General features: G+C 30.5%; 19 protein-coding genes. 8 read left to right on the top strand and 11 right to left on the bottom strand.

Annotation, left to right across the window (positions count from 1 at the left end; genetic code table 11):
- Positions 1-59 precede the first annotated feature (59 nt).
- The 3 genes from EKL98_RS14945 to EKL98_RS14955 are packed head-to-tail and all read right to left on the bottom strand — an operon-like array spanning position 60 to position 1,383.
- A complete protein-coding gene (locus EKL98_RS14945) occupies positions 60-428 on the bottom strand; it encodes a hypothetical protein (RefSeq protein WP_126563023.1) in 369 nt (122 codons plus the stop codon).
- Position 429: 1 nt separating this feature from the next.
- Entirely contained in the window at positions 430-861 is a 432-nt protein-coding gene (locus tag EKL98_RS14950; RefSeq protein WP_126563024.1) for a hypothetical protein, read from the bottom strand.
- An 18-nt stretch (positions 862-879) separates the two neighbouring features.
- Positions 880-1,383: an Ntn hydrolase family protein gene (locus tag EKL98_RS14955; protein ID WP_126563025.1), complete on the bottom strand. Its 504-nt coding sequence runs from the start codon at positions 1,381-1,383 to the stop codon at positions 880-882.
- Between the two features lie 680 nt (positions 1,384-2,063).
- Here EKL98_RS14955 and EKL98_RS18455 point away from each other — a divergent pair.
- The gene (locus EKL98_RS18455; protein ID WP_262706932.1) at positions 2,064-2,195 is read left to right on the top strand and encodes a hypothetical protein; all 132 of its coding nucleotides are present in this window, start codon (positions 2,064-2,066) and stop codon (positions 2,193-2,195) included.
- A gap of 420 nt (positions 2,196-2,615) precedes the next feature.
- On the opposite strand, the gene EKL98_RS14960 is transcribed toward EKL98_RS18455, so the two are convergent.
- Entirely contained in the window at positions 2,616-3,494 is an 879-nt protein-coding gene (locus tag EKL98_RS14960) for a hypothetical protein (RefSeq protein ID WP_126563026.1), read from the bottom strand.
- Positions 3,495-3,838: 344 nt separating this feature from the next.
- Between EKL98_RS14960 and EKL98_RS14965 the strand changes: the two genes are divergently transcribed.
- From EKL98_RS14965 to EKL98_RS14995, 7 genes are all read left to right on the top strand, one after another.
- Entirely contained in the window at positions 3,839-4,072 is a 234-nt protein-coding gene (locus EKL98_RS14965) for a hypothetical protein (RefSeq protein ID WP_126563027.1), read from the top strand.
- A gap of 130 nt (positions 4,073-4,202) precedes the next feature.
- On the top strand, positions 4,203-5,843 hold the full coding sequence (locus EKL98_RS14970) for a tetratricopeptide repeat-containing sensor histidine kinase (RefSeq protein WP_233588589.1): 1,641 nt from the start codon (positions 4,203-4,205) through the stop codon (positions 5,841-5,843).
- Between the two features lie 9 nt (positions 5,844-5,852).
- Positions 5,853-6,521 carry a response regulator transcription factor gene (locus EKL98_RS14975; protein ID WP_126563029.1) on the top strand — a complete coding sequence of 223 codons (669 nt, stop codon included), beginning with the start codon at positions 5,853-5,855 and terminating at the stop codon, positions 6,519-6,521.
- A 158-nt stretch (positions 6,522-6,679) separates the two neighbouring features.
- Positions 6,680-6,886, top strand: coding sequence for a hypothetical protein (locus tag EKL98_RS18180; protein WP_126563030.1), 207 nt, complete (start codon positions 6,680-6,682; stop codon positions 6,884-6,886).
- A complete protein-coding gene (locus EKL98_RS14985; protein ID WP_126563031.1) occupies positions 6,867-7,145 on the top strand; it encodes a DUF4236 domain-containing protein in 279 nt (92 codons plus the stop codon). The genes EKL98_RS18180 and EKL98_RS14985 overlap by 20 nt, the downstream gene beginning before the upstream one ends.
- 7 nt (positions 7,146-7,152) lie before the next feature.
- Positions 7,153-7,422, top strand: coding sequence for a hypothetical protein (locus EKL98_RS14990; RefSeq protein ID WP_126563032.1), 270 nt, complete (start codon positions 7,153-7,155; stop codon positions 7,420-7,422).
- Between the two features lie 40 nt (positions 7,423-7,462).
- Positions 7,463-9,226 carry an ATP-dependent nuclease gene (locus EKL98_RS14995; protein WP_126563033.1) on the top strand — a complete coding sequence of 588 codons (1,764 nt, stop codon included), beginning with the start codon at positions 7,463-7,465 and terminating at the stop codon, positions 9,224-9,226.
- A gap of 209 nt (positions 9,227-9,435) precedes the next feature.
- On the opposite strand, the gene EKL98_RS15000 is transcribed toward EKL98_RS14995, so the two are convergent.
- The 7 genes from EKL98_RS15000 to EKL98_RS15030 form a co-directional block, all read right to left on the bottom strand.
- Positions 9,436-10,026 (bottom strand): thermonuclease family protein, encoded by a 591-nt coding sequence (locus tag EKL98_RS15000; protein WP_126563034.1) that lies wholly within the window; start codon positions 10,024-10,026, stop codon positions 9,436-9,438.
- Positions 10,023-11,492, bottom strand: a complete 1,470-nt coding sequence (locus EKL98_RS15005) for a hypothetical protein (RefSeq protein WP_126563035.1) — start codon at positions 11,490-11,492, stop codon at positions 10,023-10,025. The genes EKL98_RS15000 and EKL98_RS15005 overlap by 4 nt, the downstream gene beginning before the upstream one ends.
- An 11-nt stretch (positions 11,493-11,503) precedes the next feature.
- Entirely contained in the window at positions 11,504-12,388 is an 885-nt protein-coding gene (locus EKL98_RS15010) for a hypothetical protein (protein ID WP_126563036.1), read from the bottom strand.
- A gap of 3 nt (positions 12,389-12,391) precedes the next feature.
- Positions 12,392-13,216 (bottom strand): hypothetical protein, encoded by an 825-nt coding sequence (locus EKL98_RS15015; RefSeq protein WP_126563037.1) that lies wholly within the window; start codon positions 13,214-13,216, stop codon positions 12,392-12,394.
- Positions 13,217-13,651: 435 nt separating this feature from the next.
- A complete protein-coding gene (locus EKL98_RS15020) occupies positions 13,652-13,984 on the bottom strand; it encodes a DUF2511 domain-containing protein (protein WP_126563038.1) in 333 nt (110 codons plus the stop codon).
- Positions 13,985-14,969: 985 nt separating this feature from the next.
- Positions 14,970-15,950 carry a RelA/SpoT domain-containing protein gene (locus EKL98_RS15025; protein WP_126563039.1) on the bottom strand — a complete coding sequence of 327 codons (981 nt, stop codon included), beginning with the start codon at positions 15,948-15,950 and terminating at the stop codon, positions 14,970-14,972.
- Complete coding sequence (locus EKL98_RS15030) at positions 15,950-16,312, bottom strand: hypothetical protein (RefSeq protein ID WP_126563040.1); 363 nt, start codon at positions 16,310-16,312, stop codon at positions 15,950-15,952. Before EKL98_RS15030 ends, EKL98_RS15025 begins: the two co-directional genes overlap by 1 nt.
- Positions 16,313-16,363 lie beyond the last annotated feature (51 nt).

The raw sequence follows: 16,363 nt of genomic DNA on the forward strand, positions 1-16,363 counted from the left end.
ATTTTGCGGACTTGTTTCATAGGCTAAAATTAAGATTATTTCTTAACTTAATGTGATGGCTAAGTTAGCATGTCCATACCAATTATCACCAAAGCTATAACGCCAATAATATAAATAGATGCACCAATAGCTTGAACCCAAGCTAGAGCTGGAATTGCACAAATAATACCAAGCATAATTAAACAACCTCCAAAAGTAGAACCACTATTTCCATTTTCATCCTTTTTAATTTTAGAAATAATCCAACCTATAAGAAATAATACAGCACCGATTATAAGACTCTTGCCAGCTAATCCAAGCGAAGGAAGTCCAATGTTTTCGTCTTCTGGATAATAACGACCTCTTGGTTCAAAATCTTGAGAATATATACTCAATGATTGTAAAATCAAAAATATATTTAAAACGATTTTTAAAATTTTAGTTTTCATTTTATAAATTCGAAGCTAAATTTTTAATTAGTTTTGAGCCATTTGTAAATGGATTAGTGTTTATTATCGTTTGCATTTTGTCTAAAAAAGTTTTATTTTTTAGATAATTACTATATTGCTGTCTGAACTTATCTCTACATAAATAAATGTCGGCTTCAACCAATGAATATTTTAAGTTCATTTGATTATTAATTTTTTTCACATCAGCATTATATTTGCTTAAAAGAGAACCTTTTAATTGATAAGAGTTATATATTTCCGCCAATTTTGAGGTATTAATTCCATTCTTGTCGAGTGATTTTTTTGTACAATCACAAATAAAATTAGCACCTTCTTTTGCTTTTTGATTTGCATCTGATTGTCCGTAAAACTTTGATGGCAATGCGAAAATGATTAAAAAAGTAACAATTGCTATAATTTTAGTATTCTTCATGGTTATTTTGAATTTGCATTATTTTTTAAATATATCATCAATTTCATTATTGGCGGATTTACCATCTAATAAATCTTTAAATCTTTTTAACCTTTCTAAATCAGGGAATGTTATAAATACAGAATATGAATTGTATGGTTTTATTTCAATTTTAAAAGAACCGTCAGATTCACCATAAAATATCATAGTCATTTCTTTTGCAAACTCATCAACATAACCATGGAACTTAAAAAGTTCTTTTTCCATTGTTTTAAATCGACAAATTTCTTTTTGGAAAGTTTTATAATGGGAATTATTTAAATCTATCCATTTTAATGATGTTTTTACACCGTCTTTTAATGTTTTAACACTAGTTGGACCTAATCTATACGCTTCATCAAGTGTAAAATCTTCAGACCAAGAGTTTTTATTATATGTTTCAATAAATGTACTTTTTGAACCAATAGCTACAGTTATTTTATCTTGTGCTTGATGTGTTGAAATTCCAAATAGAATAATAATTAATGCTAATTTTATTTTCATATAAATTGTTTGTTGGTTATGTTTTTACGTTTTCGCTCGGCAGTATTACCGCTAACTTGTATATATTAACCATAAAGTGGTTATAATCTACTCTAATTACGTAGGCTTTCTGCCATAACATAGTTTTTTACCAGATGCACCAAACGTACAAAACCATTTTTATTATTCTTTACGGTTTTCCACATTATCAAAAAAAATTATAATGTACAAAGAAACCACCAATATTTTTTCATTTTGATCTCAAGCTAGCTATCTATAAAAATCATCATTCATGGATTAATAAAACTTCACTCTCAAATAAAGACCTAAAATTAATATCATTATAAGCCCAATTATTTCATACCACTCTATTGTTATTACAGCTTTGCTTAAGCTCTCAAATCTATAATTTTAGAATAGTAGTAAAAAAACAGTCTCGTGTGTGATTCTGGAATTAAGAACTTAATTTTAAGTGGGAAAAATATTTATTCTATGAATTGAAAATTACAAAATTTCCATTAAAACAAGAAAGCAACCAGTCAAGAGGTTGCTTTTGTTTATATTACTGTAAAAACTCGGATTGCGTGCACGAGCGAGACGCTCGCGCCAGCACCTGTGTTACTTAATGCTCAAGCCAGCTGGGGTGAGACTGTGCATACAAGTTTTTTGTTGATGAAGAAAAATCTTTACTTTTTTCCTTGATGAAAAAAGTAACAAAAAAATCAAGCCTGCAAATAAAAAGCTTGAAAACTACCTTGAAGTTCCGTTCCGCACCCCGAGCCATTCGTCCTGCCACTTCACTTCCTCGTTGTTTTTCTATGCTTTTTATTTAAGGGCGTGGAGAAGTGAAGTTTTACTCTATCACTCAACTCTTGGGTTACTCCTTGAGGCAAATGCTAAAATCCTTACCGTGATTTTTTTGTATGGCAACTATCAGGGCGGTTTAAAAGACATTATTGTTAGTTTATTGTTGTTGATTTTTTTTGGTTGGTTGATGAAGAAAATCTTTGCTTTTTTAGCTCACTTAACTTTTATTATAAGTGGAGTTTGCTTCGCCTGTTCGCTTCGCTCGGGTGGCTGAATCTTCGATTTGTCTTGATGAAAAAAAAGTAACAATAAAATATTCATGGGTTATTATTGTTTTTTGTATTCATGAATCTTCGATTTCAAGCCTGAATGTTTTTATCCCAAAAATCATCGGAGGCATTTTCTTATCGAGAACTTTCACGGACTGCAAACCTATACTATCGGGTTTACTTAATATATTTATCAATCATATATTGGGTAATCGGTTTTAAAGGTTTTTCATTTTCAGGGTTAAAACCTGGTCCATTAAAAAAATCCAAATGATCTCCAGTTTTACAATACCACAATATTGGTTTATCATGTTTAAAAAAGGTTGTGGTATCACAAATTTCAATCTTTCTAAAACTCAGCATATTTTTATTTAGAGGCATCGTTGAATACAAGTTTACTATACCATTTGCTTTAGTTTCACAAACAACTGCTTCAAAATGGTCTTTTTGCCATTGCATGCACTCTTTTTTTGGCAAAAAAACATAACCAAAACCACACAACATTGTAACTATTATCAGTCCAGGAATAAATAGCTTTTTTTGAAAAATATTTAAATCTTTCTTTTCCAAGGATGATGGTTTCATTGATTGGTCGAGACTAATGCTGTTATTTTTAATAATCGTAGATGCTCCAGCAACATCTTCTTTATCTATACTTTCAATACTAGCAATGGAGGTATTCTCTTTTTTAAGAGCCTCCAGTCTTGAGAATTTTAGGTAAGGTCGCGGATTAAAATCGACTAGTATTGCTGCAATATTTACTGCTTCAATATCAGTTAAATCAGTCTCTCCTTTAAAAAATGTCTCAATAGGCCTGAATTTATCTGTTTGGTCTTTCAATTTGTTGGAGCAATTTAAAATAAAATCAAATTGAAAAAAAGCAGAAAAGCTTTTTAAATCATCAGCGTTAGCATTATTCTTAAATAACTCACCACACAATTTTCGCAATTTAGCACGAGAAGGGTTCAGCAAAAAACTGGAATGAATGCCAACCTTTTCAATCTCATACTTCAATTTAACCGCTGCTTTATAATCTTCTAAAGTATTTTTCATCATAAGCTTAAAGGAATTTTTAGGAATTTTCAGGAATCCTCGGTATTGCTGGGAATCATAGGAATTCCGGATCAATTTTACTGCAGGAGCATCATTACTTTGCTTCAGAATTAGTTCTTGTTCTATTTCGCGATACGGACAAATGTACAAAACTACTTCTATAAAAGTGAGGCTATACAGAAGAGAATTTTTATTCCGGGAAGTATAATTAAATGATTCCGTAAGAGCCCACTTTACTTCCCGCAACCAAAAAAACTGTTCTCATTTTAATGGTTTGGCCTTTACTAATTATTCGATAAAAGATATCGAACGGCCAAACCTAAGTCAAATTTTTAACAATTAAAGTAATGAAAAAAATATTTTTTACAGCTGCTATGGCAGTATCGGGCTTAGTTATGGTTTCATGTGATGCTGATGCGATTGATAGTGCAAGTGCGCAAGCAAAAGATTTTGGAGTTCAAAAAACAGATCAGAAATTCAATCAAAGTTATACTAGTCCCTTGTCTAATACAAATACTCCAATGGCTAGTGACGGCCCTGGAGACGACGTAATTATTATTACACCACCAAAAAAACCTTAATTATAAGTCCTTGCTTATAATTAATTACTAATTTCGGGGAAAGTAACATTGTATGGTGCGTTCCCCGATTTTAGTTTTATTGTTGTTATTTGCAATTTTATCTTGCCAAAAAGGGACAGTAACAACTTCTGTGAATGTTAAAAATAGAGAAACGGCTAAAAGTATCCTTGCTAAGAAATTCGCCAATTTAGGGGATTCTTATTACAATGCAAAAAGATTTGATAGTGCCTATTATTATTACAATAAATCAAAAGAGATATTTGAAACTGAAAAAGACAGCACATACTCTGCTTACACGTTAATTCAGTTGGCACGAATCCAGCAGACATTTGGGGATTATAGTAACAGTGAAGAAACGCTGACCGAGGCGTTACCTTATATGCATGATAATTTACAATATCAGGTAGCTGCAAATAATTTATTTGGTATCTCGGCGAAAGAGCTAAAGAATTATGATGATGCCGTTTTTTATTACAATAAAATCTTAGAAACTGTGAGCGATTCACTATTAAGGGTAACGCCCCTTAATAATATAGCTAACGTGTATATAGAACAAAAAAAATATAAGGATGCGATTATTCTTTTAGGGCCACTTTTAAAATTGAATGTTTTAGATACACTACCGTATAAAAAAGCCATCATTACTGATAATTTGGGGTTTGCTTATTATAAAGACAATCAGATTCCAAAGGGACTAGCTTTAATGAATCAGGCTTTAGCAATCAGAACTAGCATTAACGATTCCTATGGAAGTATTGAAAGCTATTTGCATTTAGCCGATTACTATCAAAATAAAGATTACCAAAAATCGAAAGTAAATGCTTTATATGCTTATGATGAAGCAACGAAACGGCAAAGTATTGACGAACGATTGGAAGCTTTGGCATTTTTAATGTCACATAATCAAGAAAAAGGAGAAAATATTTACGCCATTTTGTTTGTGAATTTAAATGATAGTATTAAAAAAGCACGAAATAATGCTAAAAATCAATTTGCTAAAATTAGATATGATTCTAGGAAAGCCAACCTGGAAAGCATCAAATATAAGGGACAAAGAGCGGAAACCCTTTTGGAACTTGAAACGCAAAAGAACCAAAAGTACCTGTTGTTTTTTGGATTTTTTACACTGCTCGGCGGGATTGTACTTATAATCAATTACTATAAAAGTAAAACCAAACGTGAACGCTTAGAGGCAAGTTATAGTACCGAAACCCGAATTTCTAAAGAACTTCATGATGAATTGGCTAATGATGTTTTTTATGCCATGACTTTTGCTGGAACTCAAGATTTACAGAATCCGATAAAAAAAGAAACTCTTTTAGATAATCTTGATAAAATATATATTAGGACCCGAAATTTTTCTAAAGCGAATAGTCCTATAGAAACAGGAGAACGTTTTGAACAGAATTTAAAACAAATGCTCAATAGCTATAAAAGTAGTAGTACCGAAGTTATTATTAAAAATGGTACCCCAATAGATTGGTCAAAAGTTCAAACGGAAAAAAAGATCGCTATACAAAGAGTATTACAAGAACTTATGGTTAATATGAAAAAATACAGTCAAGCCAGTTTTGTGGTCATTGGTTTTGATATGGAACAAAATTCTCTTAAAATTGACTATTCAGATAATGGAATTGGTTTTTCAGAAAAACTAATTTTAAAAAATGGTCTCCAGAATGCGGAAAACCGTATTCATACGGTAAATGGAATACTTACTTTTGATTCTCAAACCAATAAAGGTTTCAAAGCTAAAATTTTAGTTCCAAAATAATATATAAATATGTTTACAAAAGTTTTAATTGCGGATGATATTGATTTTAATGATTTGGGTGCTGCCCAGATACTAAATGAACTGAATGTTCTTGAAATTCAATATGCAAAATATTGTGATGAAGCTTTGTTAAAGGTTAAAAAAGCACATTTAGACGGTGCTCCTTTTCAACTGCTTATTTCTGATTTGTCCTTTAAAGCGGATCACCAATTGAACCAACTCAATTCGGGAGAAGAACTGATAGCTGCGGTTAAAAAGCAGTGTCCTAACATTAAAATAATTGTTTTTTCTATTGAAGACAGAGCACATCGTGTCAAATTACTATTTGACGAGCTTAATATAGATGGCTATGTAATAAAAGGAAGAAACACAATATACGACCTTAAAAGAGCTATTCAAAAAACCTACAATGATGAAAAAGAAAATATTTCTCCTGAATTGTTGTATCTGCTTCAAGATAGGGCTACAAGTGAAATAGATAATTATGACGTGCAGTTAATCAAGTATCTCTCTATAGGAATATCTCAAGAAAATATAGAATTGGAATTTAAAAAAGAAGGCATAGGTCCTAACAGTAAAAGTTCTATTGAAAAACATATCAATAAACTCAAAATTTATTTCAAAGCAAATAATACGGTACATCTTGTAGCAATAGCCAAGGATTTAGGAATTATTTAAAGTTTCACTCCTAGCAACCCACATTTATTCTTCACATTCTAGCTCCTTCGGGGGCTTTTTTTATGGCTCAAATGAAATAATGAGTTGGATTACGGTTTACCGTAAGGTGTTGAATTTTAATGGTTTTATATTTGAAACAAATTATTAAATTAAAAAGTATGAAAAAGTATTATGTGAACAAAAATGCACAATTAAACGGTGACCATGAAGTGCATAATGAAGATTGTAGCTATCTTCCAAACTCAGAAAATAGAAAATATTTGGGAGAATATTCAAATTGTAAACCGGCAGTTGTAGAAGCAAAGAGAACCTATCCTAAATCCAACGGATGCAGAACATGTTCTAATGAATGTCATACCACTTAGGATTCAAGTGATGGGCTTTCGATTTCAAAAAAGAATTAAGCTTGGAGGAGGACTTGGTTTGAATATAAGCAAATCAGGAATTTCTCCGAGTCTAAGGACTAAAGGCGGAACGATTAGTAACAAGGCTTTCTCGGTAAGGACCGGGGTGTCTGGTGTTTCTTATAGAAAATCATTTAATTCATCAAAATCAAGTGGATGTCTTTTGACGGTTATTATCTACTTCAGTTTTGGCGCACTATTTTATCAAATCTTAAAATAATATTATTATGAAAATATTTTTATACTCCTTTTTATTTTTCCTTTTTACTTGGACCATTTCAGGTCAAACCACTTCGGAAAAATTAATTGCTTCAACCTGTGAGAGCAGGGGATGTTCCGGTTCTGAATATTGTTCAGCATGTAAAAATTGTTCGGGTTGTAAACACTGTGCCAAAGAAGGAGGAACCTGCGGTGTTTGTGCGCCTATAAGCAAAAAGAAAACTGTTTCCTCAAAAACTAAAAGGTCTAATAATAGTAAAAAAATGAAAAAGCAATAGATACAATATCAAAAGTCTAATTAAAATTTTAAATTAAATTATGGCAAAAAAAAATACTGGAGAGGAAGAAATAATGTTATCAATGCCTAGACCAAGGCTGACAAAATTAATTGTAAAGAATTTTCGTTGTATAGGATCTACAGGTGTTGAAATTGATTTGGATGAAATTGTTGTTCTTGTTGGCCCGAATAATGTGGGAAAAAGTTCATTACTCCGTGCTTATGAAATTGCAATGTCAGATGGTTCAAATGCTTCTAAATTAACAATCGATGATTTTCCAAATAGAAAATTAGATGAAAACAATCTGCCTCAGATCGAATTACATACTGTAATTTATGATGAAAGAGTAGGTGATCAGTGGATTCAAGAATTTGAAGATGGTTGGTTGGTAAAGGAAAAATGGACTTGGGAAAAAGAGGGTATTTATCCTAAGAGACAAGGGTGGGATACTACTATTGATGATTGGCATGAAAAAAGTTTTCCTTTTGGCCCTCCAAATATTGCGAATTTAAGAAGACCCGACCCGCATTCAGTGAAAGCATTTGATACTCCTGAATCTCAGACTGATGCTATAAAAAAAATTATTCTGTCGGGAATACAAGACAAAATAAAGAATATGCAGGCAGCTGATGCTGATGCAGAAAATGAGTACCAACAACTTTTGCAAAAAGTAGGGCAGTTGCAAAGTAAAATTGTGGATGAGTCACGCGAACAAATAGATAGAGCAAATGTTGAACTTTCAAATTTGATTTCAAATATTTTTCCAAATTATGAAATTAATTTTGATGCTAAGGTAAGTGAACAAATTGATCTCAAGTTCCTTTCACCTGATGCAGATTTGACTATGGGGCCGAAAGGTGGTTATCAAAGTTCTATTGAAAAACAGGGAAGTGGTGCAAGACGTACACTACTTTGGACTGCACTTAAATACGTTGCTGAAATAAATCAGAAAGTAAGAGATGACGGCAAACCAAGCAGGCCTCATTTGCTACTATTGGATGAACCTGAAATTTGTTTACATCCTAATGCCATACGCGAAGCGTGTAATGTACTTTATAGTTTGCCTACGGGTGGAAATTGGCAAGTAATGGTAACAACGCATTCACCTGTTTTTATTGATTTTTCCCGAAATAACACAAGCATTGTGCGTGTTGAGAAGAACGATGCTGGAGAAATTAAGGGGACTACAGTTTTTAGACCCAAAAAGGCTAAACTCGACGCTGATGACATGGCAAATCTTAAATTACTTAATCTTTGCGATCCATACGTCGCTGAATTTTTTTTCGGGGGAAAAGTAATAATTGTTGAGGGTGATACAGAATATACTGCATTCAACTACATAAAGAATAAAAAACCAGAGCTATATAAAGATGTCCATATTATTAGAGCACGAGGAAAAGCTACAATTGTATCGCTTGTAAAAATTTTAAATCAATTCGGCGCAAATTATTCAGTTTTGCATGATTCAGATCGGGTTTTAGCAAAAGATGGCATTAAAAAGAGTCCAGCTTGGGGAAACAATCCGAACATTTTGAATTCGGTAGCTGCGAGTCCAGAAGGCACTAAAGTACGTTTACTCGCGTCTCTTCCAAATTTTGAAGAAGCATACTTTGGAGAAGAGATTAAGATGAATAAGCCATATAATGCATTACAAAGTATTTCAACGGATCAGCATAAATTTGCAATTATAGAGCAATTGTTCAAATCGTTAATTGACCATTCAGAACCTTTCCCAGTAAATTGTTCAGAATGGAGCACAATTGAGCAATTAGAAACCGATTTAAAAGCAGTCTGTTCAAATTAAGTTCTCAAAAAAAGAAAACTTGATTGAGTTTTTTGTAATGCAAAGAACAAAAATGCTCACTCTGTACTGCTTCTAAATAATATATTCTATTTGGAGCAGTGCTATGAGATATTTTTCATTTCTTGTTGTCACTTCAGGCAGGAATTACGTAAACTAGTATTTTCTGTCTGATGAAAACGTGACACGAAATGGTAATTCTACCGATGGCATTATTCGGCAATTTTGTTTTCAAATCTCTCTTTTGTCGAAATTCCGTTTTTGTGCAATTTTCGAACTTCCCACGGTTCAACTGGAGTAGTTTCTTGCCAAAGTCCTAATTTAAAATTTCTTGCTTTAATTTCTAGATTACTTAAAATTTCATTATCCGAATATTTTTTAAAATGCCAAGCCATTCCTGCTTTTATCATTTCCTCTGATATGTCTGAATCATCAATATATCCTTTTGCAACCCATCTTCCGTATCTGTCTTTTTTCTCAAATTCTATCCTAACATATTTACTATAAATGAGATTTGATAGATGTTTTTTTGAAACTTTATAAAAAGGCATCCCTTTTTCTGGGGCGTCAATTCCATCAACTCTTATTCTTTCAGATTTATTGTTCTTTAAAATGTCGTACGTATCACCATCTATAATACCAATTACTTTGTACTGATTTTCTTCAGTATTTCTTTGGATATCATTTTCTTGCAAACTATCAATTATTGAAATTGACGATCGAATACTATCTCTACTTAAAGATTCACTTTCCGGATGTTTGCAAGAAACTAAAGCAATAAAAAGAATGAATAAATATTTCAATTTGATTTAATTTTAAATGATGGAACCTTACTAATACTATCATTAATACAAATTGTGTCGTTACCTGTTTTAAAATGTTTTTCATTCAACTTGTATAAATTATTTTGATACAAATCCTTTTGATATGAATATACTTTTAAAATTTCAGTTGGATTATTCTCAAAAATAATGTTTACTATTTCGCCAATTTTTTTTCCTTTAATAGAGTTTTGAAACAATAATTTTTTATCTGATTGGCTTAATTCGCTGTTTGGAATTGGATTAAGATTAATATTTTGCCCTTCATTTGAACTTTTAATTTCTACTGGGGAACTTATATATTCAATTTTAGGTTTTTGAAAAAATATAAAAAAAATATTTGAAACTAATAATGAAACACAAATAATTGGAATAATTATATAAAAAAGCAATTTTTTATTATTACTATTTGGTCTTTGTTCTTTAGAATGATTAGTGTGGGGGGTTACAGTGTTATTTTGAAATGTAACATTTGGTGTGTGTTTTATACTATCATTTTTTTTTTCTAAATCGTTATAACAATCTAAAAGTTTATTGTAGTCACTTATTATACTTTTTTGTAAATCAAATTTTAATTGATGTTGTGGTGTTTCTCGCTTTTTAAGAATTCGGCTAATTTCTTCTTGCTCTTTTCTTTTTTGTTCGTCAATTTTTCTTTGTGCTTCTTTTTTTTGCTCTTCTAATCTTTTTTGCTCTTCTAATCTTTTTTGCTCTTCAATTCTTAATGCTTCAATTCGATTTAATTCTTCAACTTTTTTAATTTTAATGTTTTCAATTTCTTTTTCAAAATCATTATAAGTTTGAATTTTTAGCAAACGTTTTTCGTTTACAAATTCTGCAATTTCTCTGTTTTGTGTAAAGTAAATAGTTTCATTATTTGGAAAAAATTCAAGACAGTTTTGAAAAAATTTTACAATTTTATCTTCTGTTGATACTTCGGAATAAACTACAAAATTTTGATTTTGAGAAATAGCATTACTAAAATATTCTGTTCCATTTAAAGAGTTTAAATTTTCATTGATTTTTTCAAAATCTTTAGGAAGTTTAACTTGCAATTCACTTGAATGTGAAACCTGTAAAATAGAATTTAAAATATTGTTTTCATTTTCTATTAAATTACTATGAAACTCATTTAGCAGGCTATATATTTGGTTTGAATTTGCAAAACAATTGTAAAAACTTATGAAAGAACCTATAAAAGTTCCTCCACGATTAGAATTTCTTTCTTTTGCAAAACTATATTTTCCAAAAATTATACTTGGTTCATTGGATATAACTTCTCTTCTAATAATATGTAAAATGGTGTCAGGAAAAATTTTTATTGCATTAGCATTTAAGTCTAATGATTTATTACGAGTTTTTATTTTGCCATTGTAAAATCCTGATTGCGTGCAACCATGAGGCAAACCAAATGTGCCAATTGCCCCAATGTCTATTTTGTCTTTCATTAATTTAATTTTTAATTGAAAAGCCTTTCCCAAAATGTTCCTTCATAATTTATATCAATACCTGTAATACTTGAATATAACCATTCTGTTAATACTTGTGCAGTCTGTAAATTTAATGAAGTTAATCTTTCCTCGCCTTTTGCATTTATTTCAACATTCCCAATTGTGAAGTAAGTCATATTTAAGCCGTAAGTATGTAACCTTTGACTTGTCATTGGAAGTCTTTCGTTTACAAAATGCTCCAATTGTTCTGGACTTGCAACGCCCGTTGAACCTGATTTGTCCCATTTTGAAACTACTAATATTGCGTTTACAGATTTTAAACTCTTACCTTTTCTCTCTAATTCATTTAAAAAAGTAACTATTAATGCGTCATCCTGATGTGAAGTGTCATAACCAGTTACTAAAATGAAATTTAAAGGAATATTAGCACTTAAATATTCTTCAATACTACTGTGATAATGTCCACCTCTTTTGATTTCATAATGATTCTCCCCAGAAGTTTCTAAGAATGTTAAGTTAATTGGATTTACTTTTTTAGATTTATTATTTGGTTCAAATACTAAATCTAATCTTGTTACTTTATCTCTAAAAGACCTTTCCGGCAAAATGCCTTGTCTTAAATTATCCAGAAAATCATATAGTAAAATTTCAGCTTCTTTCGTATTTGGTGTGTTCAGTTTTGGACGAATTGCACCAGATTGAGAACTCATATAATAAAGCATTGACGCTAAAATGACTGATTTTCCTGAGCCTCCTGTCCCAAAAAAGAAAATAAAATTACTGTCTTTTGATTTTATTTGTTGAGTTGTGGTTTGCGAAATTGGTACAAAATTGTCTTTTTCAGTGATCGTGTTTTCTCCAATAGGTTTCAAAAATTCATTTTCAGGACTCATAAATTAATTATTTGGGATTAAAACATTGCTTTTTCTTTTTGTTGTAAATACACTTCCGTTAAAATGATTATTGCCATCATTTGACTTAGTTTTTGTAACTAAAATTACAATTATTGGAATGATAAAATCTAACAACAAACAACCTAATAATACAACAAATTGATAAACACCGAAATTTTTAATTGCATGACCAAAGGCATATCCAATTTTTCCAACCTCTTGTGTTTTGGAGGTTACTATTTCAAATTTAAATTTATCGTCTCCTAAAATTGTATGTGCCCTATTTCCTAATTTATTATATTCTGTTAATGATTGGTCAATTAGTCCTTGTGAAACATCATCTTTCTCTTTATTTGAAAGCAATAGTAACTCTTGCACTTTTTTATTCCATTTTAGAACGGCTATGTTTATATCAGATTTTAATTCGGCTTCTTCTGGCGATAAATCGGACACCATTCCATCAATTTGTTTCCCCATTCTTTCTGCTAAATCTTCGTAATCTTTACCAACAACTTGCAAAATATCAATTCTTTGACCAAGTAATTTTTCAATGTCACTTATTAATGCTTTTGACCTTTCTCCAAAACCAGGATTTCCTTTGTCTTGAATTTGTTGAACTAGTTGTTTCTTTTTTATCTCAATATTTTGAGTCGTTTCCTTATTATATTTATAGTTAAATTTAGAATTTACTTCCGCTTCCAGTTTGTTGAAATTTTCATTAATATCCCGAAGTTCAGTTGTAAAAATATCAGTCTTCATAAATCTCGTATACAAAGCATTGAAGTTTGCCATAAAGCAAAAAATAGCAATGAAAATATAAATTCCCATCAATTTGGAAGTGGGTTCGCCATTTAGTTTGGCCTCCCTTAGCATCCAAATTAAGAACAATAAAAGTAGAGACAAAACTAATGCAATTATAAATGATGATGGTCCAAAAATTTGCTCCAACCCAAGCCAAGTTTGATAAAAACTGACGCTTATTAATAATATTGCAAGAATTGCTAAAAAAATGTCTGCTGGTGTAATTCTTTGTCTTCCCATAATTTAGATTTTGTTGTAAAATAGTTTTGATTTTATAATAATTAATTCTGTATTCTTATTTAAGTTATTTCTACTAGGTATCCTAGAATGCTACCAGCGAAGGGTATGGCGCAATGCGCATTCGTCGCTTGGCGATTGAATTTTCTACATTAAGAGAAAACGAAGTTAAGAAAAATGTAGTTCGATTAACACTGAACTAACGATTGTAGTTAGCGCTTGTTTTTATTTATTTTCACAGAGCTTAAGTCCTTCGGTTATAAATTGAGAGTAAGGGATTTTTAATCCTTCGAATTTAGGATCATCTAGCCAAATTTCTTCGACTCTATTTACTGATGGATTATCCTTTGACTCACCTTTAGCTGAACCATTTAAAGGATAGATTTTACCATCATTTGTTTTACAATAAATTCCCTGGTAACCAGAGCAATAAACTTCTATTTCATTAACTGAAAAGGGCCATTTTTTGCCATAATCAATCTTCTTAAATACCAAAGTATTGTCGCTGGAGCAAGATGTTATTAAAATTAATAACAATAAAAAATATATTTTTCTCATGATTTAATTATTTTAGAGATTCCAATTATTTATAGTTTCTCTTACTGAATTGTTTTTTTAATTATTCCATTTAAAAGTTTTCCATTAGGCGATATGATATCTAATGTTCTTTAACATATTTATGCCAAGATAACATGCTAAAATATTCATCATCGGTAACTTCAAAGTTTGTCTCATCTTAAATCAGAATATCATCTGGAAATCTTTTCTGAAATTCCTGTAAATATCTCGATTTTATCATAATTCGGTTTATGTTGGTTCGTCTAAAATCACACATAACTTGTTTATATTAACCATAAAGAGGTTATAATCTACTCTAATTACGTAGGCTTTCTGCCATAACATAGTTTTTTACCAGATGCACCAAACGTACAAAACCATTTTTATTATTCTTTACGGTTTTCCACATTATCAAAAAAAATTATAATGTACAAAGAAACCACCAATATTTTTTCATTTTGATCTCAAGCTAGCTATCTATAAAAATCATCATTCATGGATTAATAAAACTTCACTCTCAAATAAAGACCTAAAATTAATATCATTATAAGCCCAATTATTTCATACCGCTGAAGACATCAAATCTATAATTTATTGAATTTGCAACAAAGTGTAAAGCGTTTGATTCGAATTGAATAATTAAATTTGAATGATAAAAGATATTTTAAGCTATGGATTACAAATCCCAAGATATCTTGTAAAGTAATAAAAGCAACCCAGTTAAGATGTTGCTTTTTTGTTTTTATTATAGTAAATACTAAGCATGTGGACATGAGAGGTACTCATCGCGCTAGCACCTGTGTTGCTTAATGCTCAAGCCAGACAGAGGAGCTTACAAAACAAATTCTTTTCTTTTTCCAAACCTTATTTATACCTAATTGGCTTTACTTGCATTAGCGTTGTGATATTAGCGGGACGTATTGTGTTAGTATTTGTGTTACTTAATGCTCAAACCGGAGGTTAGTCAAATCTCAGAATTTATAAATTATAATTCATTTCCCCAGAGGGTTTTTACTTGATTAAGGTCTTCTATATCAAAGTCATTATCCCAATTATCTTCAATGGTAAATGGTGTATTTCGAAGCATGTACCAAATTATAAATATTTCTGGTTGAGTTAATAGTAAAATTTCATGAAATCGACCTCTATATGTATCAAAAATTCTGATTATTTTCTTCTCATTATCAGAAATAAAATTTTCAATATTTTCAATCAAATTTCTCTTTTCACTTTCCTCTTCAAGATAATTAAGGATTACTTTAATATCTTTCATAGACGTATCTCTGTCAAAATCAAATTTTGCATGTTTGTAGAACTTCCCTTCAAGCTTTCGGAGTAGTTTATATACTAGATCATTTTCATTATCTTTTAATGCTTGGTTTACACTTGAAAATTCATCATCTGCAAGCTCATATAATGATAATAAACGGTATACTTTTCTTTTAAGATTGAGAGGCATGTTTGCTTCCTGCTTATAAGATATTGAATGGGAAGTATTTGACCAAGCATGTTGATTGAGTGTTCTGACTTGAATTTCAAAAACCAAATGTTCAAAATCTGTATGACTCTTAAATTCTTCATTTAAACAATTAATCTTTGAATCATAATGATTTGAAATGTAATCTAGTTTATTAAAATCAAGCTGTTCATGCTTATATTCAGTATTAACAACAATGAAATTCTCTTTTATAAATTTATCGATAATTTCCATTTCTTCTTGAAATTTGCAAATTATCCTGATGCCTAGCTTGTCATTAAGGTGATTATAAGAGTATTCTTTTTCAAGTTTTTTTTTCTTTACTTTTTTAATTATACTTATAAGATCTTTTGTCCTGTAATGAACTTCTGGTATTATCTCATTATCGGTAATCTTTTCTTGAATAAATGAATAAACTATCTTGCCTAAGATCTCATAATTAGGCTTGTCTAAACTCCATAAATCAACTATTTCTTGAACTTCGTTCATTAACGTACCATTTTAACTGTCGAAATTATTTCAGCTTTGGTAGTTCCGTCTTGCTGATTTTCTAGTTTTACATTTTTTTCAAATGTTCCTTTTTTACCAACTATAGATATGTCATTAGTGAATACCATTGTAATCGTTTTTATTTTAGCTTCTATATAGTCTAGATCTTTTGGAAATTCGGACATTCTAAAATCTTTTTCTTTTAAATATCTGCCATATTTTTCTTTGTCAGCGGTTTCCATATAGTCATTAGCATATTCTCTTGCACTTATATTATGTGAATTTTTTTGTAAATAAGAATTAAGGTCTTGTGTGTACTTGGCTTTTTTTACAGGATCTGGATATGCAAATAAAAACTGCACATTAAGTTAAGCTACATTTTTGTAATTAATTTGATTGTTAAATTCTTCAAT

The sequence above is a fragment of the Flavobacterium bomense genome, from assembly GCF_003970355.1.

Coding starts and splice junctions, on each gene's coding strand:
- EKL98_RS14965 (WP_126563027.1), top strand. CDS start 3,839: ATGAAAAAAATATTTTTTACAGCTGCTATGGCAGTATCGGGCTTAGTT.
- EKL98_RS15020 (WP_126563038.1), bottom strand. CDS start 13,984: ATGAGAAAAATATATTTTTTATTGTTATTAATTTTAATAACATCTTGC.
- EKL98_RS14945 (WP_126563023.1), bottom strand. CDS start 428: ATGAAAACTAAAATTTTAAAAATCGTTTTAAATATATTTTTGATTTTA.
- EKL98_RS14960 (WP_126563026.1), bottom strand. CDS start 3,494: ATGATGAAAAATACTTTAGAAGATTATAAAGCAGCGGTTAAATTGAAG.
- EKL98_RS14995 (WP_126563033.1), top strand. CDS start 7,463: ATGGCAAAAAAAAATACTGGAGAGGAAGAAATAATGTTATCAATGCCT.
- EKL98_RS15025 (WP_126563039.1), bottom strand. CDS start 15,950: ATGAACGAAGTTCAAGAAATAGTTGATTTATGGAGTTTAGACAAGCCT.
- EKL98_RS14955 (WP_126563025.1), bottom strand. CDS start 1,383: ATGAAAATAAAATTAGCATTAATTATTATTCTATTTGGAATTTCAACA.
- EKL98_RS18455 (WP_262706932.1), top strand. CDS start 2,064: ATGAAAAAAGTAACAAAAAAATCAAGCCTGCAAATAAAAAGCTTGAAA.
- EKL98_RS15010 (WP_126563036.1), bottom strand. CDS start 12,388: ATGAGTCCTGAAAATGAATTTTTGAAACCTATTGGAGAAAACACGATC.
- EKL98_RS14985 (WP_126563031.1), top strand. CDS start 6,867: ATGAATGTCATACCACTTAGGATTCAAGTGATGGGCTTTCGATTTCAA.
- EKL98_RS15005 (WP_126563035.1), bottom strand. CDS start 11,492: ATGAAAGACAAAATAGACATTGGGGCAATTGGCACATTTGGTTTGCCT.
- EKL98_RS15015 (WP_126563037.1), bottom strand. CDS start 13,216: ATGGGAATTTATATTTTCATTGCTATTTTTTGCTTTATGGCAAACTTC.
- EKL98_RS18180 (WP_126563030.1), top strand. CDS start 6,680: ATGAAAAAGTATTATGTGAACAAAAATGCACAATTAAACGGTGACCAT.
- EKL98_RS14950 (WP_126563024.1), bottom strand. CDS start 861: ATGAAGAATACTAAAATTATAGCAATTGTTACTTTTTTAATCATTTTC.
- EKL98_RS14990 (WP_126563032.1), top strand. CDS start 7,153: ATGAAAATATTTTTATACTCCTTTTTATTTTTCCTTTTTACTTGGACC.
- EKL98_RS14975 (WP_126563029.1), top strand. CDS start 5,853: ATGTTTACAAAAGTTTTAATTGCGGATGATATTGATTTTAATGATTTG.